This window comes from Tabrizicola sp. TH137, from assembly GCF_002855575.1.
GTDB lineage: Bacteria > Pseudomonadota > Alphaproteobacteria > Rhodobacterales > Rhodobacteraceae > Paragemmobacter.
The window spans coordinates 406175-432107 of sequence record NZ_PKRQ01000002.1 but is presented as its reverse complement, the minus strand read 5'-3'; the positions used below and the strand labels follow the sequence as shown (position 1 = coordinate 432107).

At 65.2% G+C, this 25933-nt stretch carries 24 protein-coding genes; 11 read left to right on the top strand and 13 right to left on the bottom strand.

Going from position 1 to position 25933, the window contains the following annotated elements:
• The first annotated feature begins 167 nt into the window (after positions 1-167).
• On the top strand, positions 168-725 hold the full coding sequence (locus C0V75_RS07465) for a YSC84-related protein (RefSeq protein WP_101920277.1): 558 nt from the start codon (positions 168-170) through the stop codon (positions 723-725).
• A gap of 30 nt (positions 726-755) precedes the next feature.
• Here C0V75_RS07465 and C0V75_RS07460 read toward each other — a convergent pair whose 3' ends face one another.
• A complete protein-coding gene (locus tag C0V75_RS07460) occupies positions 756-1619 on the bottom strand; it encodes an NAD(P)-dependent oxidoreductase (protein WP_101920276.1) in 864 nt (287 codons plus the stop codon).
• Positions 1620-1700: 81 nt separating this feature from the next.
• Here C0V75_RS07460 and C0V75_RS07455 point away from each other — a divergent pair, with 81 nt between their 5' ends.
• The 3 genes from C0V75_RS07455 to C0V75_RS07445 all read left to right on the top strand — a co-directional run bounded on the left by C0V75_RS07455 (position 1701) and on the right by C0V75_RS07445 (position 6309).
• On the top strand, positions 1701-4169 hold the full coding sequence (locus C0V75_RS07455) for a penicillin acylase family protein (RefSeq protein WP_101920275.1): 2469 nt from the start codon (positions 1701-1703) through the stop codon (positions 4167-4169).
• An 85-nt stretch (positions 4170-4254) separates the two neighbouring features.
• Positions 4255-5070, top strand: coding sequence for a MaoC family dehydratase N-terminal domain-containing protein (locus tag C0V75_RS07450; protein ID WP_101920274.1), 816 nt, complete (start codon positions 4255-4257; stop codon positions 5068-5070).
• Positions 5071-5073: 3 nt separating this feature from the next.
• Positions 5074-6309 carry a CoA transferase gene (locus C0V75_RS07445; RefSeq protein WP_101920273.1) on the top strand — a complete coding sequence of 412 codons (1236 nt, stop codon included), beginning with the start codon at positions 5074-5076 and terminating at the stop codon, positions 6307-6309.
• A 15-nt stretch (positions 6310-6324) separates the two neighbouring features.
• Here the strand turns inward: C0V75_RS07445 and C0V75_RS07440 are convergent, their stop codons facing one another.
• On the bottom strand, positions 6325-7164 hold the full coding sequence (locus C0V75_RS07440) for an SDR family oxidoreductase (protein WP_101920272.1): 840 nt from the start codon (positions 7162-7164) through the stop codon (positions 6325-6327).
• Positions 7165-7274: 110 nt separating this feature from the next.
• On the opposite strand from C0V75_RS07440, the gene C0V75_RS07435 reads away from it, so the two are divergent.
• The 3 genes from C0V75_RS07435 to C0V75_RS07425 are packed head-to-tail and all read left to right on the top strand — an operon-like array spanning position 7275 to position 9533.
• Positions 7275-7676 (top strand): helix-turn-helix domain-containing protein, encoded by a 402-nt coding sequence (locus tag C0V75_RS07435; protein ID WP_101920271.1) that lies wholly within the window; start codon positions 7275-7277, stop codon positions 7674-7676.
• Positions 7677-7725: 49 nt separating this feature from the next.
• The gene (locus C0V75_RS07430) at positions 7726-9063 is read left to right on the top strand and encodes a hypothetical protein (protein ID WP_101920270.1); all 1338 of its coding nucleotides are present in this window, start codon (positions 7726-7728) and stop codon (positions 9061-9063) included.
• 5 nt (positions 9064-9068) lie between these two features.
• On the top strand, positions 9069-9533 hold the full coding sequence (locus C0V75_RS07425) for a CesT family type III secretion system chaperone (protein ID WP_143710396.1): 465 nt from the start codon (positions 9069-9071) through the stop codon (positions 9531-9533).
• A 120-nt stretch (positions 9534-9653) separates the two neighbouring features.
• Here the strand turns inward: C0V75_RS07425 and hflX are convergent, their stop codons facing one another.
• The 9 genes from hflX to dusB form a co-directional block, all read right to left on the bottom strand.
• Positions 9654-10961, bottom strand: a complete 1308-nt coding sequence (hflX, locus tag C0V75_RS07420; RefSeq protein WP_371410677.1) for a GTPase HflX — start codon at positions 10959-10961, stop codon at positions 9654-9656.
• 32 nt (positions 10962-10993) lie between these two features.
• On the bottom strand, positions 10994-11227 hold the full coding sequence (hfq, locus tag C0V75_RS07415; RefSeq protein ID WP_023664101.1) for an RNA chaperone Hfq: 234 nt from the start codon (positions 11225-11227) through the stop codon (positions 10994-10996).
• A gap of 170 nt (positions 11228-11397) precedes the next feature.
• Positions 11398-12915, bottom strand: a complete 1518-nt coding sequence (locus C0V75_RS07410; RefSeq protein ID WP_101920267.1) for a potassium transporter TrkG — start codon at positions 12913-12915, stop codon at positions 11398-11400.
• A complete protein-coding gene (gene trkA / locus C0V75_RS07405) occupies positions 12915-14291 on the bottom strand; it encodes a Trk system potassium transporter TrkA (RefSeq protein WP_101920266.1) in 1377 nt (458 codons plus the stop codon). The genes C0V75_RS07410 and trkA overlap by 1 nt, the downstream gene beginning before the upstream one ends.
• 96 nt (positions 14292-14387) lie before the next feature.
• Entirely contained in the window at positions 14388-15812 is a 1425-nt protein-coding gene (locus tag C0V75_RS07400; RefSeq protein WP_101920265.1) for a sigma-54 dependent transcriptional regulator, read from the bottom strand.
• A gap of 3 nt (positions 15813-15815) precedes the next feature.
• Positions 15816-18122, bottom strand: a complete 2307-nt coding sequence (locus C0V75_RS07395) for a PAS domain-containing sensor histidine kinase (protein ID WP_173861053.1) — start codon at positions 18120-18122, stop codon at positions 15816-15818.
• 51 nt (positions 18123-18173) lie between these two features.
• Entirely contained in the window at positions 18174-19538 is a 1365-nt protein-coding gene (locus tag C0V75_RS07390) for a response regulator (protein ID WP_101920264.1), read from the bottom strand.
• On the bottom strand, positions 19538-20641 hold the full coding sequence (locus tag C0V75_RS07385; protein WP_101920263.1) for a nitrogen regulation protein NR(II): 1104 nt from the start codon (positions 20639-20641) through the stop codon (positions 19538-19540). Before C0V75_RS07385 ends, C0V75_RS07390 begins: the two co-directional genes overlap by 1 nt.
• On the bottom strand, positions 20638-21624 hold the full coding sequence (gene dusB, locus C0V75_RS07380) for a tRNA dihydrouridine synthase DusB (protein WP_101920262.1): 987 nt from the start codon (positions 21622-21624) through the stop codon (positions 20638-20640). The genes C0V75_RS07385 and dusB overlap by 4 nt, the downstream gene beginning before the upstream one ends.
• A 205-nt stretch (positions 21625-21829) precedes the next feature.
• On the opposite strand from dusB, the gene C0V75_RS07375 reads away from it, so the two are divergent.
• Genes C0V75_RS07375 through C0V75_RS07365 form a run of 3 tightly spaced genes read left to right on the top strand, consistent with a single transcriptional unit; the run spans position 21830 to position 23915 of the window.
• The gene (locus tag C0V75_RS07375; protein ID WP_101920261.1) at positions 21830-22960 is read left to right on the top strand and encodes a bifunctional 2-C-methyl-D-erythritol 4-phosphate cytidylyltransferase/2-C-methyl-D-erythritol 2,4-cyclodiphosphate synthase; all 1131 of its coding nucleotides are present in this window, start codon (positions 21830-21832) and stop codon (positions 22958-22960) included.
• Positions 22957-23439, top strand: coding sequence for a phosphatidylglycerophosphatase A (locus tag C0V75_RS07370; RefSeq protein ID WP_101920260.1), 483 nt, complete (start codon positions 22957-22959; stop codon positions 23437-23439). Before C0V75_RS07375 ends, C0V75_RS07370 begins: the two co-directional genes overlap by 4 nt.
• A 5-nt stretch (positions 23440-23444) precedes the next feature.
• Complete coding sequence (locus C0V75_RS07365; protein ID WP_101920259.1) at positions 23445-23915, top strand: CinA family protein; 471 nt, start codon at positions 23445-23447, stop codon at positions 23913-23915.
• 35 nt (positions 23916-23950) lie between these two features.
• Here the strand turns inward: C0V75_RS07365 and C0V75_RS07360 are convergent, their stop codons facing one another.
• A complete protein-coding gene (locus C0V75_RS07360; protein WP_158241797.1) occupies positions 23951-24799 on the bottom strand; it encodes a PHB depolymerase family esterase in 849 nt (282 codons plus the stop codon).
• A 64-nt stretch (positions 24800-24863) separates the two neighbouring features.
• Positions 24864-25319: a type II toxin-antitoxin system RatA family toxin gene (locus tag C0V75_RS07355; protein WP_101920257.1), complete on the bottom strand. Its 456-nt coding sequence runs from the start codon at positions 25317-25319 to the stop codon at positions 24864-24866.
• 70 nt (positions 25320-25389) lie between these two features.
• Between C0V75_RS07355 and hpt the strand changes: the two genes are divergently transcribed.
• Entirely contained in the window at positions 25390-25929 is a 540-nt protein-coding gene (gene hpt, locus C0V75_RS07350; RefSeq protein ID WP_101920256.1) for a hypoxanthine phosphoribosyltransferase, read from the top strand.
• Positions 25930-25933 lie beyond the last annotated feature (4 nt).

Here is a 25933-nt window from a genome sequence, read left to right as displayed (position 1 = left end):
CCCCCCTGCCCGGCCTGCCGCCCCTGGACTAGGTTTCCGGGAAAGCGCGCCTCGGCAAGGCTTTGCCGCCCGTTGTTGCAGGCCATGACAGGGCCGGGCAAAGGCGCTATCTTGTGCTCGAGCGGGGTCGGATGAGAACCCTGCCACAGGCAAGAGAGGGCGGTTTCATGGATCGGATGACGAGACGGGCGGTTCTGGCCGGGGCCGGGGCGAGCATGCTCTTGACCGCGGCCTGCGGCAATGGCGTGGGCTCGAACGGGGCGCAGCAGATCGACGCGCGGGTGGAGGCGACCAAGAGTTTCCTCTTCGACCGCTATCCCGGCACGCGCGATCTGGCGAGCCGGGCGAATGGCGTGCTCTACATGCCGCTGATCACCGAGGCCGGGTTCTTTGTGGGCGGCGCCTATGGGCGCGGTGCCTTGCAGATCCGCGACGTGACGGTGGATTACTATTCCTCCACCAAGGCGAGCTATGGATTGCAGATCGGGGCGCAGCAATATGCCCATGCCCTGTTCTTCATGACCGATGCCGCGCTGGCGGAATTCCGCGCCTCGACCGGATGGGCGGCAAGCGCGGACCTCAAATATGCCACGCCCGAACAGGGGGCGAGCATCGGCAAGGAAACGACCGAGATCGACCCCGTGGTCGCGCTGGTCTTCGGTCAGCAGGGGCTGATCGCCGGGGCGACGCTGGCCGGTGTGAAATACACGCGGATCATTCCCTGACACGCCCAAGGATGGGCAGCACTGCCCATCCTACCGCAGCCGCCGGATCAGGCTGGACGTGTCGTTGCGCCCGCCGCCCATCAGTTGCACATCCTTGTAGAACTGATCCACGAGGGCGGTGACGGGAAGGCTGGCCCCGATCGCATCCGCCGTGTCCAGGCAGATGCCCAGATCCTTGCGCATCCAGTCCACGGCGAAGCCGAAGTCGAACTCATCCCTCAGCATCGTCTTGTGCCGGTTGACCATCTGCCAGGACCCTGCGGCGCCCTGGCTGATGACTTCGACCACCGCCTCGCCATCGAGCCCGGCCTTCTGGGCGAAGGCCAGCGCCTCGGACAGGCCCTGCATGAGCCCCGCGATGCAGATCTGGTTCACCATCTTGGCCAGTTGTCCCGAACCGCTGTCCCCCAGACGGCGGCAGATCCGGGCATAGGCGGCCATGATGGGTTCGGCACGGGCATAATCGGCCTCGGTGCCGCCGCACATGATGGAGAGGGCGCCGTTCTCGGCCCCTGCCTGGCCGCCGGAGACGGGGGCATCGACAAAGCCGATCCCCTGCCCTGCGGCAATGGCGGCGAGGTCGCGCGTGACCTGCGCCGAGACGGTGGTGTGATCGATGAAGAGCGTGCCGGGGGCCATGCCGCTGAAGGCCCCGTCGGGGCCGGTGCAGACGGCGCGCAGGTCATCGTCATTGCCGACGCAGGCCAGGACGGCCTCGGCGCCCGCCGCTGCCGCCGCCGGCGTGGCCGCCTGGCCGCCGCCATGGGCGGCGACCCAGGCGGCGGCGCGGGAGGGGGTGCGGTTGTAGACCGTCACCTCATGCCCCTTTGCCGCGAGATGGCGTGCCATCGGCCCGCCCATCACGCCCAGACCCAGAAAGGCCAGTCTTGCCATCCTCACCCCCGCTTGCATTGCCCTTTGTCCGCCGATGGACTAGGAAGCCATCCGTCACCCGTCGTCAAGAACAGGGCCCGAATGTTCCTCGTCTTCCGCTGGATGTTGCGCCTGTTCACAGGAATGATCGTTCTGGCGCTGCTGGCGCTGGTCATCCTCTATTATTTCCTGTCGCGCTCGCTGCCTGATTACAGCGAAAGCTTCACCATCGACGGGATCACCGCTCCGGTCGAGATCGTGCGGAACAATGATAATGTTCCGCATATCTTCGGGGCGACGGATGAGGATGTCTATTTCGCCCTGGGCTTTGCCCATGCGCAGGATCGGCTGTGGCAGATGACCATGCTCCGCCGCACCGTGCAGGGGCGGTTGTCGGAAGTGTTCGGCGAACGGACACTGAAGATCGACGAATTGCTGCGGCGCTATGACCTTTACACCCTGGCCCTGCAATCGGTGGAGGTGCAGGACGAGCCGACGCAGCGCGCGCTGGAGGCCTATGCGCGGGGGGTGAATGCCTGGATCGGACAGGTGAACGAGGATGCGCGCGGGCGCGGGGCGCCCGAGTTCTTCCTGTTCTCCAACGAGATCGCGGCCTGGCAACCGGCGGATTCCATCGCCATCCTGAAGCTGATGGCGCTACAGCTTTCGGGGCAGATCGAAAGCGAGGTTCTGCGCGCCCGCGTCTCGCTGGTGCTGCCCGAGGCGCGGCTTGGCGATATCCTGCCGGATGATCCCGGCCAGGGCGTGATGGCGCTGCCCGATTATGCCGAGATCGTGCCGGGCGTGCCGGCAGGGACCGGGCCGCTGCGGCGCGCTTCTGCCGATCCGCTGTCGCCCTTCCCGACGCGCGAGCGGGCGGGGGCCTCGAATGCCTGGGCCGCCGCCCCGGCCCGATCGGCCGCGGGCGGGTCGATCCTGGCCAATGACCCGCATCTGGGCTTTACCGCGCCGACGGTGTGGTATCTGGCGCGGCTGGAGCTTGCCAGCGGGGGGGTGATCGGCGGGACGATTCCGGGCATTCCGGCCGTGCTGCTGGGCCGGTCGGAGCGGCTGGGCTGGGGGCTGACCTCCAGCTATCTGGACGATCAGGACCTGTTCATCGAAGAGGTGAATCCGGAGAATCCGGAACAGTACCGCACGCCGGACGGGTGGAAGGAGTTCACCACCCGGCGGTCGATCATCACGGTCAAGGATGCCGCCCCGGTGACGATCACCCTGCGCTGGACCGATAACGGGCCGGTGCTGCCGGGAAGCCATTACGACCTTGCCTCGGTGACGCCGCCCGGACATGTGGTGTCGCTGGCCTGGACGGCGCTGAGCGGGGCCGATACCTCGATGACGGCGGCGATCCGCACCATGCAGGCGGGCAGCATCACCGAGGCGATGGAGGCGGGGCGGCTGTTCGTGGCCCCGGCGCAGAATGTGATGCTGGCCGACCAGCGCGGCATCGCCTTGCAGATGGTGGGGGCGATGCCCGCCCGCGACCGGGCGCATCAGAGCCAGGGGCGGATGCCCGCGCCGGGCTGGATCGCGGCGAACCGCTGGCAGGGCGTGCTGCCCTATGAGGTGAACCCGCGCGAGATGAACCCGGTCTCGGGCCTTCTGGGCAATACGAACAACAAGACGGTGGACCGGCCCTTCCCCGAACATGTCAGCTTTGACTGGGGTGACACGCAGCGCATCCAGCGCTGGCTGACGCTGATGAAGGCGCGCGAGGTGCATACGCGGGAAAGCTTCATCGAGGCGCAGCTTGATACGGTGAGTTTCACCGCGCGGTCGCTGCTGCCCCTGATCGGGGCGGATCTGTGGTTCACGGGGGAAGCCGCGCCGGAGGGCACGCCGGAACGGCTGCGCCAGCGGGCGCTGGAGATCTTGGCGGCCTGGAATGGCGAGATGAGCGAGCATTTGCCGGAACCGCTGATCTATCAGGCCTGGGTGCGCGCCTTGCAGGAGCGGCTGATCCGCGACGAGATGGGGCCTTTGGCCGATGCCTTCACCCATATCCAGCCGCTGTTCCTGGAGCGGGTCTATCGCAATGTGGACGGGGCGAGCGTCTGGTGCGACGTGGTGCAGTCGGCGGCGGTGGAAAGCTGCACCGACCTGGCCCGGATCGCGCTGGACGAGGCGCTGCTGACTCTGGTGGAGACCTATGGGCCGAACCCCGAAAGCTGGCGCTGGGGCGACGCGCATCAGGCGACGCATGACCATCCGGTGCTGGGCAACCTGCCGCTGCTGCGGTATTTCGTGAATATCCGGCAGTCCACCAGCGGCGATGACCATACGCTGCTGCGTGGCAAGACACGGGGCGAAGGGCCGGAGCCCTTCCAGAACGTGCATGGGGCGGGCTATCGCGGGGTCTATGACTTTGCCGATCCGGATTCGTCGGTCTTCATCACCTCGACCGGGCAATCTGGCCATCCGCTGAGCCGGTTCTATGATGATCTGGGCGAGATGTGGCGGAGGGGCGAATATGTGCCCATGTCGTTGGACCCGGAACTCGCGCGGGCGGCGGCGGTGGGCGTGACGGTGCTGTCCCCTTCCCGGCCCTGAGGCCGCCTGCTGCCCCTTGACCTTTGCCCGGGGCGCAACACCTTGCGCAATAATATTGCGTGACGGCAGGGATCGGGGAAAAAAGATGACCGGCGCTTTCGACCCTTGGCTGGGTCGGGTCGAAGAGGCCCGCGACTCGATCACTGCAAGGCAGGCGCGGCAGATGGCGGCGACGCTGGCCGTGGCCGGGGATTTCGCATCGGGGGCGATGCTGCCGCCGCTGTGGCACTGGATGGGCTGGACGCCCGAAGCGCCGATGACGGAACTGGGCCCCGACGGGCATCCGGCGCGGGGCGGCTTCCTGCCGCCCGTGCCGCTGGAACGGCGGATGTGGGCGGGCGGGCGGCTGCGGTTCCATGCGCCGCTGCGGATCGGGGAAGAGATGTTCCGCCGCTCGGAGATTACGAAGGTTTCGGAAAAGACGGGAAATACGGGGCGGATGGTCTTTGTCACCGTGCGCCATGATGTGCATGGCGCGGCCGGGCTGGCGGTGGAGGAGGAGCAGGACATCGTCTTCATCGCGATGCCGGACCGCTTTGCCCCGCCACCTCCGGTGGAGGCCCCTGCCCCGGACTGGCGCGAGGCGGTGGTGGTGGATGAGGTGCGGCTGTTCCGCTTTTCGGCGCTGACGTTCAACGCGCATCGCATCCATTTCGACTTGCCCTACGCGACCGGCGTGGAGAAATACCCCGGCCTTGTGGTGCATGGGCCGTTGCAGGCGATGCTGCTGATGGAGGCCGCGCGGGCACGGCGCGCAGGGGCGGTGCCTGCGGGATACCGGTTCCGGGGCGTGCGGCCTGCCTTCCATTTCGACCGCCTGTCGTTGCAGGGGGTGGCGGATCGGCTGGCGACGGTGAACGGGGACGGGCTGGTCTGCATGCAGGCCGAGTGGGAGGGATAGGCGATGGCGGGCGTGCTGGCGGGGATGCGGGTTGTTGAGGGATCGGCCTTCGTGGCTGTGCCGCTTGCGGGGATGACCCTGGCGCAGATGGGGGCGGATGTGATCCGGTTCGATCGGCCGCAGGGCGGGTTGGACGCCCATCGCTGGCCGGTGACGAAGGAGGGGACGAGCCTCTTCTGGGCGGGGCTGAACAAGGGGAAGCGGTCGCTGGCGGTGGATATGACGCGCCCCGAGGGGCAGGAGATCGTGACCGATCTGATCTGTGCGCCGGGGCCGGATGCGGGGCTGTTCCTGACCAATCTGCGGGTGCGGGGCTGGATGGATTACCCTGCCCTTCAGGCGCGGCGGGAGGATCTGATCATGGTCTCGCTGACCGGGACGCGGCGGGGGGAGCCTGCGGTGGATTACACGGTGAACCCCTCGCTGGGCTTTCCGATGACGACGGGACCGGAAGGATCGGCGGAGCCGGTGGCGCATGTCCTGCCGGCCTGGGATTGCATCGCGGGGGGCATGGTGGTGAATGCCCTGCTGGCGGCAGAACGGCACCGGTTGCGGACAGGGCGCGGGCAGTTGGCGGAACTGGCACTGAAGGATGTGGCGGCGGCGATGCTGGCCAATCTGGGGATCGTCGGCGAGGTTGTGGCGAATGGGGTGGACCGGCCGAAGGCCGGAAACGCCCTTTACGGGGCCTATGGGCAGGATTTCGTGCTGGCCTGCGGGCGGCGGATCATGGTGATCGGACTGACGGACCGGCAATGGCGCGGCCTGGTGAAGCTGCTGGCCGTGGACCGCGAGATGGCGCAGCTTGGGCAGCGGCTGGGGCTGGACCTTGCACGCGAGGGAGATCGCTGGCTGGCCCGGAAGGACATCACGGCCATCCTTGCGCCCTGGTTTGCGGCGCGGCGGCTGGAGGAGGTGGGGCCGCTGTTCGACGGGGCGGGGTTGACCTGGTCGGTCTTCCGGTCCTTCGCGCAGGCGGTGGCCGAGGACCCCGACCTGTCGCCGGACAATCCGATGATCCGGATGGTGCATCAGCCGGGGGTCGGGATGCTGCCCGTGCCGGGATCGCCGGTGACCTTTTCCGATCTGGAGCGGATGGCACCTGCCCCGGCCCCGGTTCTGGGCGAGCATACGGAAGAGATTCTGGGCGATGTGCTGGGGCTGGGATCCGGGCAGATCGGCAGGCTGATGGATGCGGGGGTGGTGGCGCAGGGGGCCGTGCCGAAGCGCGCGGCCTGACCCCCTGCCCTTCGGTCAGGCCAGCGCCTGCGCGACGGTATCGGCCATCGGCGTGGTCGGCCGCCCGATGAGGCGCGAGAGGGTGCGGCTGTCGTCATAAAGCGCGCCCTGCCCTGCCTGAACGTCGCTGTCGGCCAGGACATGCGCGAAACCTGCGGGAAGGCCGAAGGATTCGAGGATGCCCGCATAGGTGGCGGGGGGCAGGTCATTGTAGGGGATGGTCTTGCCGGTCTGGCGCGACACTTCGGCGGCGAGTTCCGCATAGCTGTAGCCCACATCGCCGGCGAGTTCGTAAATCTTGCCGACATGGCCCTCTGTCGTGGCGGTGACGGCGATGGCTTCGGCATAGTCGGCACGGGCGGCGGAGGAGAAGCGCCCGTCACCGGCAGAGCCGATCAGCGCGCCGGCGGCGATGGCGCCGCCAAGGCTGCCGGTGTGGTTTTCGGTGTACCAGCCGTTGCGCAGGAACGTGAAACCAAGACCGGAGGCGCGGATCAGCCCCTCGGTCGCCTTGTGATCGGCAGCGAGCAGCATGGGCGTGGTTTCGGCGCGCAGGATGGAGGTGTAGAGGATGCGGGACACGCCCGCCTTCTGTGCCGCGTCGATCACGTTGCGATGCTGGCCCATGCGATCGTCGAAATCGTTGGAGGAGATGAGGACGAGCGTCGTCACCCCGGCCAGAGCGGGGGCGAGGGTCGATGTGGCCTTGTAATCGAAGGCGCGGGCCTCGGTGCCGAGATCGGCGGCCTTGGCCAGATCGCGGACCAGCGCGATGGGGGCGTGGCCGCGTGCCTTGAGGGCGGCGATGGCAAGGCGGCCGAGTTGGCCGGTGGCTCCGGTAAGGGCGAGGGTCATGGGTCACTCCGTTCACATGATTGATGGGAAGGAGATGACGCCTTTACTTACCAAAAGGAAGTACCTACATTTCTGTTAGTGTTCCACATTTCGATACAGGACCCTGTGCGATGAAGGATTATCCGGCCCCACCGCCCGGCGCGGCGGCGAATGTGCTACATCCGCGCTGCCCGTCGCGGCAGGTGCTGGGAATGCTGACCAGCCGTTGGGGCGCCCTGATCCTTGTTGCCCTGGCGGGGCGGACGCTGCGTTTTTCGCAGTTGCGGCGCGAATTGGGGGATGTGAGCGAACGGATGCTGGCGCAGACCCTGCAAGGGCTGGAAGCGCATGGCATGGTGCGGCGGGTGGCCCATGAGGTGGTGCCGCCGCATGTGGATTATTCCCTGACCGAGATCGGCGAGGAGGCGGCAGGTCTGGTGCGCGGTCTGGCCGGCTGGGTGGAGCGGCGGCTGCCGGAGATTTTGGCAACGCGATGTGTTCCGGCTTCTGTGTCGGACAATACAAGTGGTTAGCCTGAACGGGCTTAGACAGTGAGGGCAACTCAGGTGATAGAGGCCCAGCATGCCAATCGATTTCAGGACCGGCAACGCCTACAACTTCAATCCGAAGAATATGCAAGTCCCGACGAAAGTCGTCGAACGGTTGAATGAAAAGGGCGAGCTGATCCGTGAAAGGGTTGTGGATCGTGAAGCCTTTCTTGGCCTGAACAAGATTGAACTCCGCTACAATGTCAGACGAGGGCAACCCGAATACAAAGCGATGGAGTCGCTTTACAAGTTGCGCTCGGTCTTTGGGTATCGGCTTGGCGGTGCGATCCGCCGCGCCTATGTGAAACTGGCAGAAGTGACGCGTCACGGGCATAATTTAGTGAGCTTGTGCAAGGCGATATCCAAAACCCAAAGTCAAAAGGCCGAAGCAAAAAAGAACGACGAGGATATCGGTCAAACGAAGCTTGACAAGCATGTGCGCCAGTACTCTACGCGCGATATCATGCTTGCCTTGAGTAAAAATCATCAAGGTGACCCGAACAGCGTAAAATACCTGAAATATCTGACTTGGAACCAGCATGGCCAGACGGAGCACAAGATTGCTGCCACGCAGGACTATTCATTCCGCAAACTTGTAATCGACGGCGTAAAGAACCTGGCGAATACCAAGACAGATACAAATGCGCTTGAGAACCTTGGATGGCAGGAGGAAGTCAGATTTTATCTATTGAACGTTGAAGGTGAACAGAAGTTCAACGAACAGAAGCCAGTGCTGTTGCAGGAGACGAAAGAGAAGGTCGTCAACCTGGAAACACGGCTTTGGCAAGAGAAGCTTGATAGTGCAATTTTCTACAAGAAAAATACCGACAAGAACCATGGCACATACAATGAAACGATCAAGGAAGCGCGAGAGCGTTTGAACCTTCTTGAAAACGGGACAATAGATCAGCTTGCTGAAGTGTATCCCGAAATCAAGGAAGCGCGTGACGCGGTTTACGTGCCAAAAGAACCGTCCATTCGGAAGGAAGTCTTTGAAGAGGGCGCCTTCTTGCAAAAGGTTGAAAACAAGGTTGGCGGCCTTAGCCGTTTCCTTTCTGAAAACACGCCCTTCAAGATCATCGAACGCAACTACGAGCATGTGAAAGTCGCCATCGGCAAGGCGAGATTCAGTTTCGGGCATAAAGAAGAAGCGGACAGGACCAGGATTGCGCAAATTGACTTGGACAAACCTATCGTCAATTCGAAGACACAGGAAATGAACATGAGTGACGTGGCGCTGAAAGACCTGCTCAAAGGTGTGAATTTCAACAAAGGGTCCGGCAAAGACCTGGCCTTTCCTGATCTTGCCCCCGATCCAATTGTTCCCGATGAACTGGCCCCTGAAAACACCAACAAGAAGAACGTGGAGTGACGGCGATGCAGGACGAAGAGATCAAGTCCGCGCTGCGGTTGTTTTGTGAGTTCAACGGCATCGAGGTTCCCGAAACGATTGACGATGACGTGATTGCCATCGACGTCAACGGGGTGACGGAGATCTGGCTGTCTTATCTCGACGCGGGGGAGCTTGAGGTTTATGCCGAGATCGAAGGCATCGATACCGACGATCCGGGCATCCAGCGCTTGTTGCTTGAGTCGAATTTCATGGGCATGGCGACAGGGTCGGCTCGGTTTGCGATCAGCCCGGTGAATGACAAGGCGGTCTTGTCCGAACGCTGGAATTACGAACGCCTTCTGGCAGAGAACGCCCCCGAAGGCTTGGGCCGCTTTGCGGCGATGGTCGAGAGTTGGCGAACGGAGGGCGTGGCGTTGCTGCAATCCAAAGCGCGCGGTGATGAGGAACAACCCGGGGTGCCGGAGAACGCCGAGATTTTCAGGCTGTGACCGGACCCCGGTTTCGCAAGCTATGGCCCCCCGCATGACGGAGACCGGGGACCAACCACTGGTCACCCAGGATTCGTCTTGCAGTGAAAACCGAGCCTAGAGAAGTGGAGCGGCCTTGGATTAGCCGAGATCGCGATACCGCTTTTCCTGCCGCGCCGTCCATCTGACGGTCACGGCGAAACCTGTGTCCGTGGCACGCTCGTCCAGCACCACCCCTTCGGCATGGAGCCAGGCGCGACGGCGGCCGTCGGTGAAGGGCACGGCGAGCAGGCGTTCGGTCTTTTCCTCGTCGAAGGCGGCGGAGATGGCGTCAAGCAGGCGCGGGATGCCCTCGCCCGTCAGGGCTGAGACGGGGAAGACGCCCTCGCGGGTTTCGGCCTGGACTGTCAGCGCCTCGCGCTGGCTGGGATCGACGAGGTCGAGCTTGTTCCAGATCTCGAACTGTGCCGTGGCGGGTCCGACGCCGAGGGATTGCAGAATCTCGGCCACATCGGCGGCCTGTTCATTCGTTTCGGGATGGGCAATGTCGCGGACATGGAGGATGAGATCAGCCTCCAGCACCTCTTCCAGCGTCGCGCGGAAGGCGGCGACGAGCTGGGTGGGGAGGTCGGAGATGAAACCCACCGTATCGGACAGGATGATCTTGCGCCCCGACGGCAGGGTGATGCCCCGCATCGTCGGGTCCAGCGTGGCGAAGAGCATGTCCTTGGCCAGAACCTCGGCACCCGTGGCCCGGTTGAAGAGGGTGCTTTTCCCGGCATTCGTGTAGCCAACAAGCGCCACGATCGGAAAGGGCACCTTGCGGCGGGCGGCGCGGTGCAACTCGCGCGTCTTCACCACCTTGTCGAGTTGCCGTTTCAGCCGGATCACCTGATCGTCGATGGCGCGGCGGTCGCTTTCGATCTGCGTCTCGCCCGGGCCGCCGACAAAGCCGAAGCCGCCCCTCTGGCGTTCGAGGTGGGTCCAGGCCCGCACGAGGCGGGAGCGTTGATAGCTGAGGGCGGCAAGTTCCACCTGAAGCACGCCTTCGCGGGTGCGGGCGCGGTCGGCAAAAATCTCGAGGATGAGGGAGGTGCGGTCGAGCAGTTTCAGCCCCCATTCCTTTTCGAGGTTGCGCTGCTGGATCGGGGAGACGGGACCATCGACCAGCACAAGGCCGATGTCGAGGTCGTGGAACCTTTGCTTCAGCTCGGCCACCTTGCCGGACCCGAAGAGCATGCCGGGATGGACGCGGGGGAGGCGCACCACCTCGGCCCCCAGCACGTCAAGGTCGGGCAGCGCGGCGGCGAGGCTGACGGCTTCGGCGAGACCATGTTCGGGCAGACGGCGCCGGCCGTCATGGCGGATGTCGGGATGCAGCACGTAGGCGCGCGTCGCCAGCGCGGCCGTGGACCGGTCACGCTGTTCCCGCCCCTTCAGAAGGGGCAGGTCATCATCATCCTCTTCCGGAAGATCGGAAATCAGTCTTCGCCTTCATAGAGGTTGATCGGCGCGCCCGGCATGATGGTGGAAATCGCATGCTTGTAGACAAGCTGCGACTGGCCATCGCGACGCAGGAGCACACAGAAGTTATCGAACCAGGTAATGACACCCTGCAACTTCACCCCGTTGATCAGGAAAATCGTCACCGGAACCTTTGCCTTCCGGACGTGATTGAGAAAAGCGTCCTGCAAATTCTGTTTATCGCCGGCCATTTTTTGTCTTTGCCTTTGTTATGGTCTTGTTTGCGCGACCGGATTTTCCCGCTCCCTCGCTGCGGGGAAAGGTCCGGTCTGGAAAGTATGTAACGGGATGCAGACAGTTTCCAGCCCAAAAACAGGGTTCCCGATATCTGTTACCCGGCTGTCACTGGCAGGGCGCGGCCTCAGCGGCGCCAGCCATCGGGGGTGAGCAGGACGAGGATCGCCAGAAGCTCCAGCCGACCGACAACCATGGTCAATGCGATGATCGTCTTTGCGGCCTGCGAGAGGGGGGCAAGGGCGATGGGGTCGGACCCGGCCACTTCGGCCAGGGGGCCGGTTGTGGTGAGCGCGCCGAGGGTGAGGATGAGGGCCGGTTCGAAGGCGATCCCGGCAAGGGCGAGGGCCGCGACGGCGGCCGCGATGGAAAGCGCGAAGAGCATGAAGAAGATCCAGGCGAGATAGGCCCCTTCCCGGCGCAGGCGGCGCGCGGTCTGTCCGGCGCCACCGACGGAATTGGGATGGATCAGCTTTTCCAGCTCGCGCTGACCATGGCGGAACAGGGCATAGACGCGCAGCAGCTTTACCCCGCCCGCTGTGGTGGCGATGCCGCCGCCGAAGATGGCAAGCCCGGCAAGGATCAGCCCCGGCGTTTCCAGCCCCGACCAATCCTTGGCCGTGGCCCAGTCGGCGGAGGTGAAGCCGGTGGTGGTGAGGAAGGACAGCGTGGTGAAGACCGCCCCCCAGAGCGACCGCAGCGCGGCGATGAGGTCGGCCTCCCCTGCCCCTTCGGTGGCGGCAAGCCAGTGGCGCAGGAAGAGGAGAAGCGGCACGATCAGCAGCAGCGCGAGGGCGAGGCGCAGTTCCGGGTCGCGGGAAAAGCGGCTGCCGCTGTCATGGATCATCGAGCCGGGCCAGAGGCGCCGGGTGATGCCTGCAAAAAGGACAAGGAAGATCGCAAGTTCGGCGAGGAAGGTCGGTCCATTGGCGGGCAGGCCGTTGCCGGGGCTGATGCCCGAGGTCGAGACCGTGGACATGGCATGGATCAGGGCGGGAAAATTCGGCTGACCGCCCATCAGGAGCGCGACCCAGAGCGTGACGGTGACGGCGCCATAGACGGGCAGGATGACGGCGGCCTGCTGGGCCACACGGCGGGCGGGATCGGCGGTTTCGGTGATCTGCGACAGGCCTTCGGCGCCACGGCCGGGGACACGGCCGGAGAGCACCTCCATCCCGCCCAGAGTCATGGGCGCCAGGATGGCGACGGCCGCCACGAGGATGAAGAGCCCCCCCATCCAGCCCACCTGCGCGCGCCAGAGATGGATGGAGGGCGGCAGACGATCGGGGGCATAGACCGTCATGCCGGTGGTGGTGAAGGAGGAGACCATCTCGAACCAGGCATTCGCGAGGCTGGTATCCGGCAGGGCCTGGACGAAGGGAATGGCCATCATCACGGGCAGCACCGCATAGGCCGCGACAAGGGCCGTCAGGTTGGCGCGGGCCGGGTTGCGGGCGCGGCGGTTCACGGTGGCAAGACCGATCATCGCCGTCAGGATGAAGAGGATGACCGAGGAATAGAAGAAGGCCCGCGCCGTTTCATGATCGCGCAGGATTACCGCATGGGCGGCGGGCAGCCACATGGACAGGGCCGTGATCCCCATGAGGAGGACGAGGAGCGGCAGTTCCCAGAGCCGCCGGAGCATCAGAAGAAGTCGATGGAGACTTGCAGGAGGCGTTCGACCTCGCGCACGTCCTTGGCCATGGCGAAAAGGGCGATGATGTCGCCCGATTCGATCCGCGTGTCGCCGGTCGGCTTCAGCACCTTGTCGCCCTTCATCAGCGCGCCGACGAGGACGCCTTCGGGAAATTCGATCTCGCGGATCAGGCGGCCTGCAAGCGGAGAGGTGGAGAGGACCTGCGCCTCGATCATCTCGGCCTCGGCATCGCCCAGCGAATAGATGGCGCGCACCTTGCCATGGCGGATGTGGCGCAGGATGGAGGAGACGGTGGTGGCGCGCGGGTTGATATAGGCGTCGATGTCCAGGGGCCCCATCAGCGGGGCCAGCGTGGGATCGTTGACCAGCGCGATGGACATGGGGCAACCCGCCTGTTTCGCGCGGACGGCGACGAGGAGGTTGGTCTTGTCATCATCGGTGACAGCAAGGACGGCATCGGCGCGGTCGATGGCGGCTTCGAGGAGGATATCCATATCCATCCCGTCCCCATTCAGGACGATGGTGCGTTCAAGGCTGTCGGCGGCGCGTTCGGCGCGGGCGCGGTTCTTCTCGATCACCTTGACGCGGATGCGGTCGGTCCGCGCCTCCAGTGCGCGGGCGACGCCAAGGCCGACATTGCCGCCGCCGATGATGACGACGCGTTCCTGTTTCTTGGTCTGCTTGCCGAAGATTTCCAGGGTGCGGTTGACGTCTTCGGAATGGGTGAAGACGTAGATCTGATCCTGCGCGAAAAGCTGATCTCCTGCTTCGGGGGCGAAGAGGCGACCGTCGCGGCGCACGCCCACGACGATGGCGCGCAGGGTGGAGAAAAGCTCGTTCAACTGGCGGAGCGGGGTGTCGAGGACGGGGCAATCCTCGTCAAGCTGGATGCCAAGAAGCTGCGCCCGGCCGAGCATGAAGCTTTCGGTGTCGAAGGTGGCGGGGGCGGCGAGGCGTTGCAGGGCGGCCTCGGCCACTTCGCGTTCAGGGCTGATCACCACGTCGATGGGGAGATGGTCGCGGCGGTAGAGATCGGAATAGATCGCATCAAGATAGGATTGCGCGCGCAGGCGGGCAATCTTGCGCGGGATGGAGAAGATGGCATGGGCGACTTCGCAGGCGACCATGTTCACTTCGTCGGAATGGGTGGCGGCGATGATCATGTCCGCGTCGCGGGCACCGGCCTTTTCCAGCACGTCCGGATAGGAGGCGAAGCCCACAACCCCCTGAACATCCAGCGTATCCGTGGCGCGACGGACAAGATCGGCATTGACATCGACAAGGGTGACGTCGTTGCGCTCACTCGAAAGCTGGCGGGCGATCTGCCAGCCCACCTGCCCTGCCCCGCAGATGATCACCTTCATGAGTGCCTCCGGTTCATCCTGGCCCCTGAGTGGCAGAAGGGGGGCGGTGGGTCAATGGCAGGGCCGGAGGTCTGCCCGCCCCGCCGCGCTGGGTGATCACACCTCCTCGCCCTCATCCTCGTCCATATCCTCGTCCAGACGGGCCATGCGGCCGCCGGCCTTGGCGGTGGTCACGACGCCGAGCGACTTGAGCTTGCGGTGAAGGGCGGAGCGTTCCATGCCCACGAAACTGGCCGTGCGGCTGATATTGCCGCCAAAGCGGTTGATCTGGGTCAGAAGATATTCGCGTTCAAAGACTTCGCGCGCCTCGCGCAGCGGCAAGGTGGCCATGGCACCGCCGAGGACAAGGCGACCCGTATCGCCTTCGGGAGTTTCCTGCCCCGGAAGTTCGCGCGCCTCGATCGGGCCGGTGCCATCGCCGAGGATGAGGACCCGTTCGATCACATTGCGCAACTGGCGCACGTTTCCAGGCCAGGACATGGTTTGCAAAAGCGCCTCTGCCTCGCCCGACAATGCCCGCAGCGGCAGGCCCTGGGAGCGGTGGAACATGTCGATGAAATGGCGGGTGAGATCGGGGATATCCTCGCGCCGGTCCTCAAGGCTCGGGACGCTGATCGGCACGACATTGAGACGGTCATAGAGTTCCTGCCGGAAGCGGCCCGAGGCGATTTCGCTGCGCAGGTCGCGGGTGGTGGAAGAGATGACGCGCAGGTCCACGCGGACCTTGTCGGTGCCGCCAGCGCGGGTGAATTGCTGTTCGACCAGCACGCGCAGGATCTTGGACTGGGTGCCGAGGGGCATGTCCGCCACCTCGTCGAAATAGACGACGCCGCCATGGGCCTGTTCGAGAAGCCCCTTTTCGACACCCCTTTCGCTGGTTTCCCGGCCGAAAAGCACCTCTTCCATCCGTTCGGGTTCGATCGTGGCCGAAGAAACGGAGATGAACGGCGCGCCGGCGCGGTTGGAATGGGCATGGATGAAACGGGCGGCCATTTCCTTGCCCGATCCTGCGGGGCCGGAGAGCATCACCCGCCCGTTCGACTTCGTTACCTTTTCAAGCTGCGATTTCAGGGCCTTGAAGGCGGGACTTGATCCCAGCATCTCGGCCGAGGTGACGTCCTTGCGGCGCAGTTCCGAGTTTTCGCGGCGCAGGCGCGAGGTTTCCATCGCGCGGGAGACGACGACCATGAGCTGGTCGATGTTGAAGGGCTTTTCTATGAAGTCATAGGCGCCCTGCTTGATGGCTGCGACGGCGATTTCGATATTGCCGTGACCCGAAATGATGACCACGGGCACATCCGGGTTGTCACGCTTGACGGTTTTCAGGATGTCGATGCCGTCCATGCGGCTGTCCTTGAGCCAGATGTCGAGGATCATCAGCGCGGGCGGTTCGGCATTGATCTCGGCCATGCAATCGTCGGAATTTCCGGCGAGGCGGACGGAATAGCCTTCGTCCTTCAGGATATCGGCGATGAGTTCGCGGATGTCCTTTTCATCGTCCACAATCAGAATGCTGCTCATGATCTATCCCCCCTGGGCGGCCAATGCCGCGGGTTTGCGGGTGCGGACCTTGGGGGCGCGCGGAAGCCGGATCTCGGCCATGGCGCCCGGTCGGTCATTGCCCTGGAAAATGGGTGCGTCGAGGAGGGCGAGCGTGCCGCCATGTTCCTCGATGATCTTCTTGACGATGGGCAGGCCGAGGCCGGTGCCCTTTTCGCGGGTGGTCACGTAGGGTTCGAAGAGCCGCGCGCGGTCGGGCGGCAGGCCGACGCCATTGTCCATGATGCGAATGATCGCGACATCGGCTTCGGCTGCAAAGCTGATGCGGATTTCCGGCCGATGGCCGGCGGGCGCGCCTTTTTCGTGAAGCGTTTCAATTGCTTCTCCGGCGTTCTTGATGAGGTTTGTCAGCGCCTGGCTGATCATGGTGGCGTCGAGATCCGTCAGCACCGGTTCCGTCGGGATGTCGGTGACGAAGGTCACGCCGGGCTGGCCGCTTTCCTGAAGGAGGGTCGCGTCGCGGACCAGGGTCGTCAGATCATTCTCGCGCCGGTCAGGTTCGGGCATGCGGGCGAACTTGGAAAACTCGTCCACGATCCGGCGCAGGTCGTTTGTCTGGCGGACGATGACATCGGTGTATTGATCGAGATCGTCAGGCTCGTTCACCTGCGGGCGGAACTTGCGCTTGATGCGTTCGGCCGAGAGCGCGATGGGCGTGAGGGGGTTCTTGATCTCATGCGCGATGCGGCGGGCCACATCCCCCCAGGCGGCCATGCGCTGGGCGGAGACGAGGTCTGTCACGTCGTCGAAGGCGACGACATAGCCTTCGAGCCCCCCCTCCTCGTTCCGGCGTTCGGACATGCGGACAAGCAGGCTTTCCAGTTTGCCCTTCCGGGTGAGGCGCACCTCTTCCTGTGCGGCAGAACTGCCGCTTTCCAGCAGGCGGTCGAAGAGCGGGCCGAATTCGGGCACGGCCACGGCCAGGGGCGTATCGCCCCCCGCCCCCATGTCCAGCAGACGTTCGGCGGCACGGTTGGCAAAATCCATCCGGCCATCGGAGTTCAGCCCGATCACCCCTGCGGTGACGTTGGAGAGCACGGAATCGAAGAGGCGACGGCGGGCCTCGGTCTGGCTGTGCGAATCCACCAGCGCTTCGCGCTGGCCCTTGAGCTGACGCGTCATGCGGTTGAAGGAGCGACCGAGCGAGGCGATTTCGTCATCGCCCTCTTCCTCGCGGACCTGCACGTCGAGATTGCCTTCGCCGACCTGTTCCGCCGCTTCGGCCAGACGGCCCACGGGGCGCGAAAGCCGTTCGGCGAACCACAGGCCAAGCCAGACGGCAGCCAGAATGAGGATGAGCGCGAAGCCGAGATAGAGGAGGCCGAATTCGAACAGAAGGCGCCCGCGTTCGGATTCGAGCTGGTGGTAGAGCGCCACGGTTTCGCGCGTGCCGTCCAGCAGCGAGAGGATGGAGCCGTCCACCGTGCGGGAGACGTAGAGATAGCGATCGGCGAAGGCATCGAGATGGATCAGGGCGCGGAATTCGTTGTTGCCCCAATCCTGGATCAGCACGGTTTCGCCCGCCCGCGCGCGTTGCAGGTCTTCCGCCGAGGGCTGTTCGAAATCAAAGAGATAGGAGCGTTCGCCCCGCGTCATCAATTCCCCTGCGCCATTCGTCAGATAAGCTTCTTTCAGGCCGCGCTGAATGGTGGCCTGCGCCTGGGTGAGGACGGGGCGCATCTGGCTGTCATCCACGAAGAACATGGACTGCTTGAAGAGGTTGAGTTCGCGGGCCAGCGCCTCGGCATCGGTGATGAGGTCCTGACGGTGCTCCTCTTCATAGGCTTCGGCCGCCGAAAGGGAGGAGCCGACGACCGAGCGGACACGATCCGAGAACCAGCCTTCGAGACCGAAATTCACCGTGATGACGGCGAAGACGGCGACGAGGACGGTGGGGATCAGGGCGACCACGGCGAAGACGACCGTGAGGCGCATGTGAAGGCGGGAGCCTGCGGATTTGCTGCGGCGATCCGCGATCATGCGGGCGACGCGGGCAAGGACGAGCGTGGCCACGACCAGTACATAGACGAGGTCGGCCAGCAGGATCAGGCGCAGGGCGGGCGAGTTGCCGCCCTGGCTGAGCGGGCCGAGGGCGAGGAAGGTCGCGACGGCAAGCAGCGGGCCGAGGAAGACCAGACCGAAGGTCATGGCGTTCTGGACCTGACGCTGGCGGCGCAGGCGGGTCAGGCGGGCCCAGGTATTGTTGCCGACGCTGCGATGCACCGCGTCCGATCCCCTGAAATGGCGGGACCAGGTCCCCGCAATCCACATCTTGTGCGCCTGCCCCGCTGCGGCGCGGGGGACACGCTTGATGTTGCGGTTTTACATCAGCTTGCGGCGGCGTGTCACGCGGATATCGAGATCGGTGATCTTCTTGCGCAAAGTATTGCGATTGATCCCGAGGAGATCGGCACATTTGGCCTGATTTCCGGCGGTTGCATCCAGCGCGATCTCGATCAGGGGCATCTCCACCTCGCGCAATATCCGCTGATAGACGCCTGCGGGCGGAAGCTGGCCACCGTGCAGGTCGAAATAGCGCTTCAGGTGGCGGGCGACGGAGGCCGACAGCTTTTCCCCCTCTCCACCGCCCTTGAGAGGTTCCATCGCCGGCTGGTTGCCCAGAACGGCCTCTACCTCGGTCTTGGTGATTTCCGTTTCGGACGAGGTGACCATCAGACGACGCAGCGTGTTTTCCAGTTGCCGGACATTGCCGGGCCAGGAATAGGCGCGGATGAGTTCGCGCGCATCGTTGGACAGGCGCCGCAGGCTGCCGTAATCGCGTTCGCCGCGGGCTAGGAAATGTTCGGCCAGAAGCGGGATGTCATCCACCCTTTCGCGCAGGGCCGGAACATGCAGCGTGACGCCGGAGAGGCGATAGAACAGGTCCTGCCGGAAGTTGCCCCCCTCCATCCGGGCGGACAGGTCGCTTTGCGAGGTGGCCATGATGCGGGGCGCGTTGTCGCCTGCCAGATCGAGCATGCGGACGATGCGCGCCTGCATGTCATCGTCGTAATCGGCGATCTCGTCGAAGACGAGGCTGCCGCCGCGGGCGCGGGACATGAGGGCGGAGGGGCCATCCATCCCGGCCAGATCGGAGGCCTGGGCAACCACGAAGGGTTGTGACCGGCGGTCGGAGAAATCGTGGATGGCCTTTGCGATCAGGCTTTTGCCGGTGCCCGACTCGCCGGTGATGAGGACGGCGAGATCGGTGTTCATCACCCGCGCCACGAGGCGGTAGAGCGCCTGCATCGCGGTGGTGCGACCCACCAGCGGCAGGTCATCCCCCGCCTCGCGCGGCTGGACCGGGCGCGCAGGCGCGCGGCGTTTCTGTTCCAGCGCGCGGGCGGAGCGTTTCATCAGATCGGGCAGGTCAAAGGGTTTGGGCAGGTAATCGAAGGCCTCGGCCTCGGCCGCCTGGATGGCGGTCATGATGGTGTTCTGGGCCGAGATGACGATGACCGGCAGGCCGGGCCGCATCTTCGAGATCCGGGGAAGCGCATCCAGACCGTTGCCATCGGGCATGATGACATCGGAGATGACCAGATCGCCCTTTCCTTCCTCGACCCAGCGCATCAGGGTCATGAGCGAGGAGGTCGCATGGACCTTGCAGCCGGCCCGCGTCAGGGCCTGCGTCAGAACGGTTCGGATCGTGCGGTCGTCATCGGCGACGAGGACGGTGCCATCCATCAGGCTTTCTCCTTCTTGTCCTTCGGCACCATGGGGAGGGAGACGCGGAACACGGTGCGCCCGGGCACCGAATCCACGGAGATCCATCCTTCATGGTCGGAAATGATCTTTGAGACGAGGGCGAGCCCCAGCCCGGTGCCGTTCTCGCGGCCCGAAACGAAGGGTTCGAAAATGTCGGCGGCGATTTCGGGCGGAATGCCCGGACCATCGTCGATGATCTCGATCTGCAAGGGCAGCGCGGCGGGGCGGCCATCCTTGCCGCGAATGCGCAGCGACAGGTCATAAAAGGTGTGCAGCCGGATCGTCGAACCTTCGGAGGCGCGCTGGCAGGCCTCGGCCGCGTTCTTGATGAGGTTGAGGAAGACCTGCATCAACTGATCGGGATCGGCATAGGTGGGCGGCAGCGAGGGATCGTAATCCTCGATGATCTGCATATGGGCGGCAAAGCCCACCATGGCCGATTTGCGCGCCCGGTCGAGCGCGTCATGGATGTTGACGGGGCGGCGTTCCGGCGGGCGAAGATTGCCGAACTGTTCCACCTGTTCCAGAAGCTTCACGATGCGGCGTGTCTCTTCGACGATGAGATCGGCCAGTTCGCGGTCTTCGGGCGGCAGGTTCATCCCGATGAGTTGCGCCGCGCCGGAGATGCCCGCGAGCGGGTTCTTGATCTCATGCGCCAGCATCTCGGCCATGCCGATGGCGGATTTGGCGGCGGATTTCACCTGCATGGCGCGACCGAGGCGGTCGGCAATGTCGCGGGGCGAGATGATCAGAAGGATCACCTCGGCATTGTCATGCATCGGTGCGACCTGGATGTTGCATTGAACCGGCGCGCGTTCGCCGGTGGTCACATCCACATCGTTGATGAACAGCGGTGACTGGTTGACGCGGGCGCGGGCCAGCGCCTCGTCCATCGGGGCGTCGATGGACAGCCTGTCGAAGGCGGGTTGGCCCATCAGGGATTTCGAGGAGGCGTTCAGGAAGATCTCGCCCGCCGGATTGACCTCGGCGATCCGGTTGTCGGGACCGATCAGCAGCGCAGGCAGCGGCAGCGAGGCCCAGACGACACCCGGAACCGGGTATGGCGTGCGATAGGGCGTCATGCCGCCACCTGTTTTCGGGCCGTGTCGGCAAAGGCCGCGCGGACGAGGCGCAGGACCTGTGCCGGGTCATCGGAGGTCAGGATGGCGTGGCGGGGGGCATCGCCTTCGACCCCATCGAGATACCAGCCCAGATGTTTGCGGGCGCAGCGCAGGCCGAGGGAGGGGCCATAGAAGGCCAGCATCGCCTCGTAATGTTCGGCAACGAGGTCGGCCAGGGCCGGACCTTCGGGGATCGCCGGGGCCGCCGTTCCATAAAGCGCATGGGCGATTTCGGCCAGCCGCCAGGGCGCGCCCTGCGCGCCGCGGCCGACCATCACGCCATCGGCGCCCGAAAGCGCCAGCGCCTGCCGCGCCGTGGCGGCATCGACGATGTCGCCATTTGCGATGACCGGGATGGTGACCGCCTGTTTCACCCGCGCGATGGCGGCCCAGTCGGCCTTGCCCTTGTAGAACTGACAACGGGTGCGGCCATGGATCACGATCATCCGCACCCCCGCCCCTTCGGCCCGGCGGGCGAGTTCGGGCGCGTTGAGCAGGTCGTCATCCCAGCCAAGCCGCGTTTTCAGCGTGACGGGAAGCTTGACCGCCTTCACCACGCTGTCGATCAGATCGAGGGCAAGGTCGAGATCGCGCAACAGGGCCGAACCGCAGAGGCCGGTCGTCACCCGTTTCGAGGGGCATCCCATGTTGATGTCGATGATCCTTGCGCCATTCGCCTCCATCAAGCGGGCAGCTTCAGCCATCCAGTAGGGATCGCGCCCGGCAAGCTGGACCGAGGTCGCCTGATCTTCAAGGCCAAGCTCGGCCCGGGCGCGGGCTTCGGGCTGGGCCTGTACGACTTCCTGGCTGGCGACCATCTCGGACACGACAAGGCCCGCCCCGAAGCGCGCGACGAGGCGGCGATAGGGCAGATCAGTGATCCCCGCGAGCGGGGCAAGCAGCACCGGCGGCGTGATCGTCTGGGGTCCGAGGCAGAGGGCCAATTGCCTGTTCCTTGTGCAGATAGGTCGGTGGTAGGGGCGATCCGGGCGCAAAGCCAAGCGCCATGCAACTCAGTATGTCTGAAAAACTGGCGTTGCACATTATTTAGGCATGTTTGCCGCAGGGCGCGCCAGATTGTCAGGCGCGGCGGTGTGGCCTAGGAAGGGAGCAAGCGCAAGTCGCGCAAGGATGGGAGTCGCGCCGGGAATGACAACGGCAGCCGTGATCGTGGCCGCAGGGCGCGGCAGCCGTGCCGGGGGCACGCTGCCCAAGCAGTGGCAGATGCTGGCGGGCCGGCCCGTGCTGGCGCATACGATCGACGCCTTCCGTGGCCATGTGGACAGGATCGTGGTGGTGATCCATCCCGATGACCGGAGCATGGCCGAGGCGGTGGCGGCGGGCTGTGACCTTGTCGATGGCGGGCCGACGCGGGATGCCTCGGTCGGGAATGCGCTGGAGGCGCTGGCGGGCAGCGCGGTGATGCAGGTCCTGATCCATGACGGGGCGCGGCCGCTTGTTTCCGGCGCGGTGATCGCGCGGGTGCTGACCGCGTTGCAAGGGCATCCGGGCGCGGCCCCTGCCCTGCCCGTGACGGATGCGCTGTGGCGCGGGGCGGAAGGACTTGTCGCGGGGACGCAGGACCGCAGTGGATTGTGGCGGGCGCAGACGCCGCAGGGGTTCCGGTTTGCCGAGATCCTCGCCGCCCATCGCGCGCATATGGGGGCTGCCGCGGATGATGTGGAAGTGGCGCGGGCGGCGGGCCTTGACGTGGCCATCGTGGAGGGCGAGGAAGCCAATCTGAAACTGACCTTCGCGGCGGATTTCGCACGGGCGGAGGCGATCCTGAAAGGGCGCGGGATGGAGGTGCGGCTGGGCAACGGCTATGACGTGCATGCCTTCACGGAGGGGGATCATGTCTGGCTGTGCGGGGTGAAGGTGCCGCATGGGCGCGCGCTGCTGGGCCATTCGGATGCCGATGTGGGGATGCATGCCCTGACGGATGCGATCTATGGCGCGCTTGCCGAGGGCGATATCGGGCGGCATTTCCCGCCGAGCGACCCGCAGTGGAAGGGGGCGGAAAGCCATATCTTCCTGCGCCATGCGACCGAGCTCATGCGGGCGCGCGGCTTCGACCTGGGCAATTGCGACGTGACGCTGGTCTGCGAGCGGCCGAAGATCGGGCCCCATGCGGCGGCGATGCAGGCTGCGCTGGCCCAGATCATGGGGGTGGAGCCGGATCGGGTGAGCGTCAAGGCCACCACGTCGGAACGCCTTGGCTTCACCGGCCGGGAGGAAGGCATCGCCGCGCTGGCGACGGCCTGCCTGGTGAAGGCGTGAGGTGGCTGGCGACCTTTTTCGGCGTGGGGCTCCTGCGGCCGGCGCCGGGGACCTGGGGATCGGCGGTTGCGCTGGGCCTTGGCGTGGTGATCGACCGTTTTGCGGGGTTTCCGGGGCTGGCGCTGGCGACGGTGGCGGTGCTGGTCGCGGGCTTTGCCGCCTGCAAGGCGGTCTGCGGGCCGGGGGATGACCCTGGAGAAGTGGTGATCGACGAGGTGGCAGGGCAGTGGATCGCGCTGCTTTTTCCCTCTTTCGCCTTCTGGTGGCGGGATTTCGAGGGGTGGATGCCCTATCCCGGCTGGCTGGTGGCTTTCCTTCTGTTCCGGCTGTTCGACATCTGGAAGCCCTGGCTGGTGGGGCGGGCGGATGCGCGGGGGGATGCCCTTGGCGTGATGCTGGATGACATCTGGGCGGGGCTTTTTGCCGGGGTCGGCGTGGTGATCGCGGCGGGCGTGGCGCATGGCCTTCTGATGGGGTGAGGCGGATGGCGACGGCGACGGAGGTCTTGCAGGCGGCGCGGTATTGGGGGGTGCGGATCGCCACCGCCGAAAGCTGCACCGGCGGGCTGATCGCCGGGGCGCTGACGGATGTGGCGGGATCGTCGGATGTGTTCGAGCGGGGGTTCGTGACCTATTCGAATGACGCCAAGCGCGAGATGCTGGGGGTCAGGGCGGAGACACTGGCCGCCCGGGGCGCGGTGTCGGAAGAGGTGGCGCAGGAGATGGCGGAAGGGGCGCTGCGCGCGTCGCGCGCCACGCTGGCCGTTTCGGTGACCGGGATCGCGGGACCGGGTGGATCGGAGTTCAAGCCGGAGGGGCGCGTGTGCTTCGGGCTGGCGCAGGCGGGCAAGCCGACAGTGGTGGAGACGGTCGAATTCGGGCCGCTTGGCCGTGCCGCCGTGCGGCGGGCGACGGTGGAGCATGCGCTGGCGCTGCTGGCAAGGGCGCTCGCCTGAAGGCCGGGGCGCGACGACCTGCGCCCCTCCCATGATCAGGGATGTTCGGCGAAGAAACGCAACACTTCGGCATTGGCGGTGATGTCGGCAGTGCCGCCCTGACGCGCCGCGCGGCGGCTGCCGGGCCAGGCATGGCCGCCCCCTTCGATGGTCAGGATGCGGAGCTGCGTCACGCCGCGGCTGTCGGTGTAGTTGCGTTCGATGACCCGCATCCCGTCATCCGCGCCGTCGATCACCCTTTCGGTGCGGGCGAGGACGGGGAACGGGGCGAGGAAAGCCGCTTCGACCGAGGCGACCGAGGCGAAGCGGGTTCGGGTGAGGCTGGTATCCCCCTGCCCGCCCGCATAGGGGACCATGCTGTCGGCGGTGCCATGGATATGCAGGAGCGGGACAGGACCGGTGGGCCGGAAGCGGCGGGTGTCCATCGTTCCGGCCACGCCCGCCACGGCGCGCACCCGGGCGGGACGCAGGGCGGCATAGGTTTCGGCCATGATCGCACCGTTCGACATGCCGGTGACATAGACCCGACCGCCGTCCAACCGGAACCGGGCGACAGCATCCGCTATGACGGCATCGAGGAAGGCGATGTCGTCAATCCTTTGGCGTTGCGCGGCGCCACAGCAGTAGCCGCCATTCCAGGTGCCGGCGCGGCCGGTGCCTTCGGGATAGATCACCGCATAGCCCTGCCGGTTGGCCGGGCCCGACAGGCCGGAGGAGCGCGCGAACTGATCGGCGCTGCCGCCGCCGCCATGCAGGGCGAGGATGATGGGCGCGCCGGTCGCGCGGGGTGGCAGGTCGATGCGATAGGCACGGTCGCCGAGGCGGATGGTTTCGGCGCTTGCCGGAAAGGCGATGACGAGAAGGAGCATGAGAAGGCGGAGCATGGCAATTCCCCTGGACAGGACGGTGAATGGTCCTGTTACGCCCCGCGGCGCGGTTTCCGTCGCGTCACATCCGGGGGCCGTGCAGTTCCGCCGCGCGGCGTTCGAAGGCGCGCACCACCCGTTGCATGGCATCGTTGAACACGACCCCGATGATCCCCTGGAGGATGGCATTGCGGAATTCGAAATCGACGAAGAATTCCACCTCGCAGCCGCCTTCGACATCGCGGAAGGCCCAGGTGGATTTCATGTGCTTGAAGGGACCTTCGATATAGACCGTGTCGATCTTCTTCGTCGCGGGCCAGAGCGTGACGCGGCTGCCGAACCTTTCGCGGAAAACCTTGAAGGAGATCACGAGATCGGCCTCCATCACCTCGGACCCGTCGGGAAGGGATTTGCGCGAACGAATCCGGGCGGCGGAGTTCCAGGGCAGGAATTTCGGATAGGAGCCGACATCGGCGACGAGGTCGTACATCTGCTGTGCCGTATAGGGCAGGCGCTTGGTTTCGTGATGGGTGGGCATGGCGGCGCCTGACTTCGTGACACAGTCCCCCGTTTTGGGTAGACCGGGGCGGGAAATCAAGGGGGACGGGATGCCGGAGCGGCCTTATGTCATAGATCAGATGATCAGCGCCAAGGCGATTGCCGCGCGGGTCGAGGCGCTTGCGGCCGAGATCACGACGCATTTCTCGGGGACAGACAAGCTTGTGGTGGTGGGACTTCTGCGGGGGTCCTTCGTCTTCATCGCCGATCTGGTGCGCGAGATCGACCTGCCGGTGGAGGTGGATTTCCTTGAGGCGTCCTCCTACGGCGATGCGATGCATTCCAGCCGCGAGGTGCGCATCCTGAAAGACCTGCGCGGCGAGATCGCGGGGCGCGATGTGCTGGTGGTGGAGGATATCGTGGATACCGGCTTTACCCTGCATCATGTGAAGAACCTGCTACTGAGCCGGGAGCCGAAGCGGCTGGAGGTCTGTGCCCTGCTGGACAAGCCGTCGCGCCGCGAGGTGGAGATCAAGGCGACCTGGACGGGGTTCGAAATCCCCGATGAATTCGTGGTGGGCTACGGGATTGATTTCGCACAGCGCAATCGCAACCTTCCCTATATCGGGAAGGTGCGGTTTACGGAGTGAGCGG

What these genes read in the sequence shown, in the direction of transcription:
- C0V75_RS07465 (WP_101920277.1), top strand. Translation starts at nt 168, where the DNA reads ATGGATCGGATGACGAGACGGGCGGTTCTGGCCGGGGCCGGGGCGAGC.
- C0V75_RS07460 (WP_101920276.1), bottom strand. Translation starts at nt 1,619, where the DNA reads ATGGCAAGACTGGCCTTTCTGGGTCTGGGCGTGATGGGCGGGCCGATG.
- C0V75_RS07455 (WP_101920275.1), top strand. Translation starts at nt 1,701, where the DNA reads ATGTTCCTCGTCTTCCGCTGGATGTTGCGCCTGTTCACAGGAATGATC.
- C0V75_RS07450 (WP_101920274.1), top strand. Translation starts at nt 4,255, where the DNA reads ATGACCGGCGCTTTCGACCCTTGGCTGGGTCGGGTCGAAGAGGCCCGC.
- C0V75_RS07445 (WP_101920273.1), top strand. Translation starts at nt 5,074, where the DNA reads ATGGCGGGCGTGCTGGCGGGGATGCGGGTTGTTGAGGGATCGGCCTTC.
- C0V75_RS07440 (WP_101920272.1), bottom strand. Translation starts at nt 7,164, where the DNA reads ATGACCCTCGCCCTTACCGGAGCCACCGGCCAACTCGGCCGCCTTGCC.
- C0V75_RS07435 (WP_101920271.1), top strand. Translation starts at nt 7,275, where the DNA reads ATGAAGGATTATCCGGCCCCACCGCCCGGCGCGGCGGCGAATGTGCTA.
- C0V75_RS07430 (WP_101920270.1), top strand. Translation starts at nt 7,726, where the DNA reads ATGCCAATCGATTTCAGGACCGGCAACGCCTACAACTTCAATCCGAAG.
- C0V75_RS07425 (WP_143710396.1), top strand. Translation starts at nt 9,069, where the DNA reads ATGCAGGACGAAGAGATCAAGTCCGCGCTGCGGTTGTTTTGTGAGTTC.
- hfq (WP_023664101.1), bottom strand. Translation starts at nt 11,227, where the DNA reads ATGGCCGGCGATAAACAGAATTTGCAGGACGCTTTTCTCAATCACGTC.
- C0V75_RS07410 (WP_101920267.1), bottom strand. Translation starts at nt 12,915, where the DNA reads ATGCTCCGGCGGCTCTGGGAACTGCCGCTCCTCGTCCTCCTCATGGGG.
- trkA (WP_101920266.1), bottom strand. Translation starts at nt 14,291, where the DNA reads ATGAAGGTGATCATCTGCGGGGCAGGGCAGGTGGGCTGGCAGATCGCC.
- C0V75_RS07400 (WP_101920265.1), bottom strand. Translation starts at nt 15,812, where the DNA reads ATGAGCAGCATTCTGATTGTGGACGATGAAAAGGACATCCGCGAACTC.
- C0V75_RS07395 (WP_173861053.1), bottom strand. Translation starts at nt 18,122, where the DNA reads ATGTGGATTGCGGGGACCTGGTCCCGCCATTTCAGGGGATCGGACGCG.
- C0V75_RS07390 (WP_101920264.1), bottom strand. Translation starts at nt 19,538, where the DNA reads ATGGATGGCACCGTCCTCGTCGCCGATGACGACCGCACGATCCGAACC.
- C0V75_RS07385 (WP_101920263.1), bottom strand. Translation starts at nt 20,641, where the DNA reads ATGACGCCCTATCGCACGCCATACCCGGTTCCGGGTGTCGTCTGGGCC.
- C0V75_RS07375 (WP_101920261.1), top strand. Translation starts at nt 21,830, where the DNA reads ATGACAACGGCAGCCGTGATCGTGGCCGCAGGGCGCGGCAGCCGTGCC.
- C0V75_RS07365 (WP_101920259.1), top strand. Translation starts at nt 23,445, where the DNA reads ATGGCGACGGCGACGGAGGTCTTGCAGGCGGCGCGGTATTGGGGGGTG.
- C0V75_RS07360 (WP_158241797.1), bottom strand. Translation starts at nt 24,799, where the DNA reads ATGCTCCGCCTTCTCATGCTCCTTCTCGTCATCGCCTTTCCGGCAAGC.
- C0V75_RS07355 (WP_101920257.1), bottom strand. Translation starts at nt 25,319, where the DNA reads ATGCCCACCCATCACGAAACCAAGCGCCTGCCCTATACGGCACAGCAG.
- hpt (WP_101920256.1), top strand. Translation starts at nt 25,390, where the DNA reads ATGCCGGAGCGGCCTTATGTCATAGATCAGATGATCAGCGCCAAGGCG.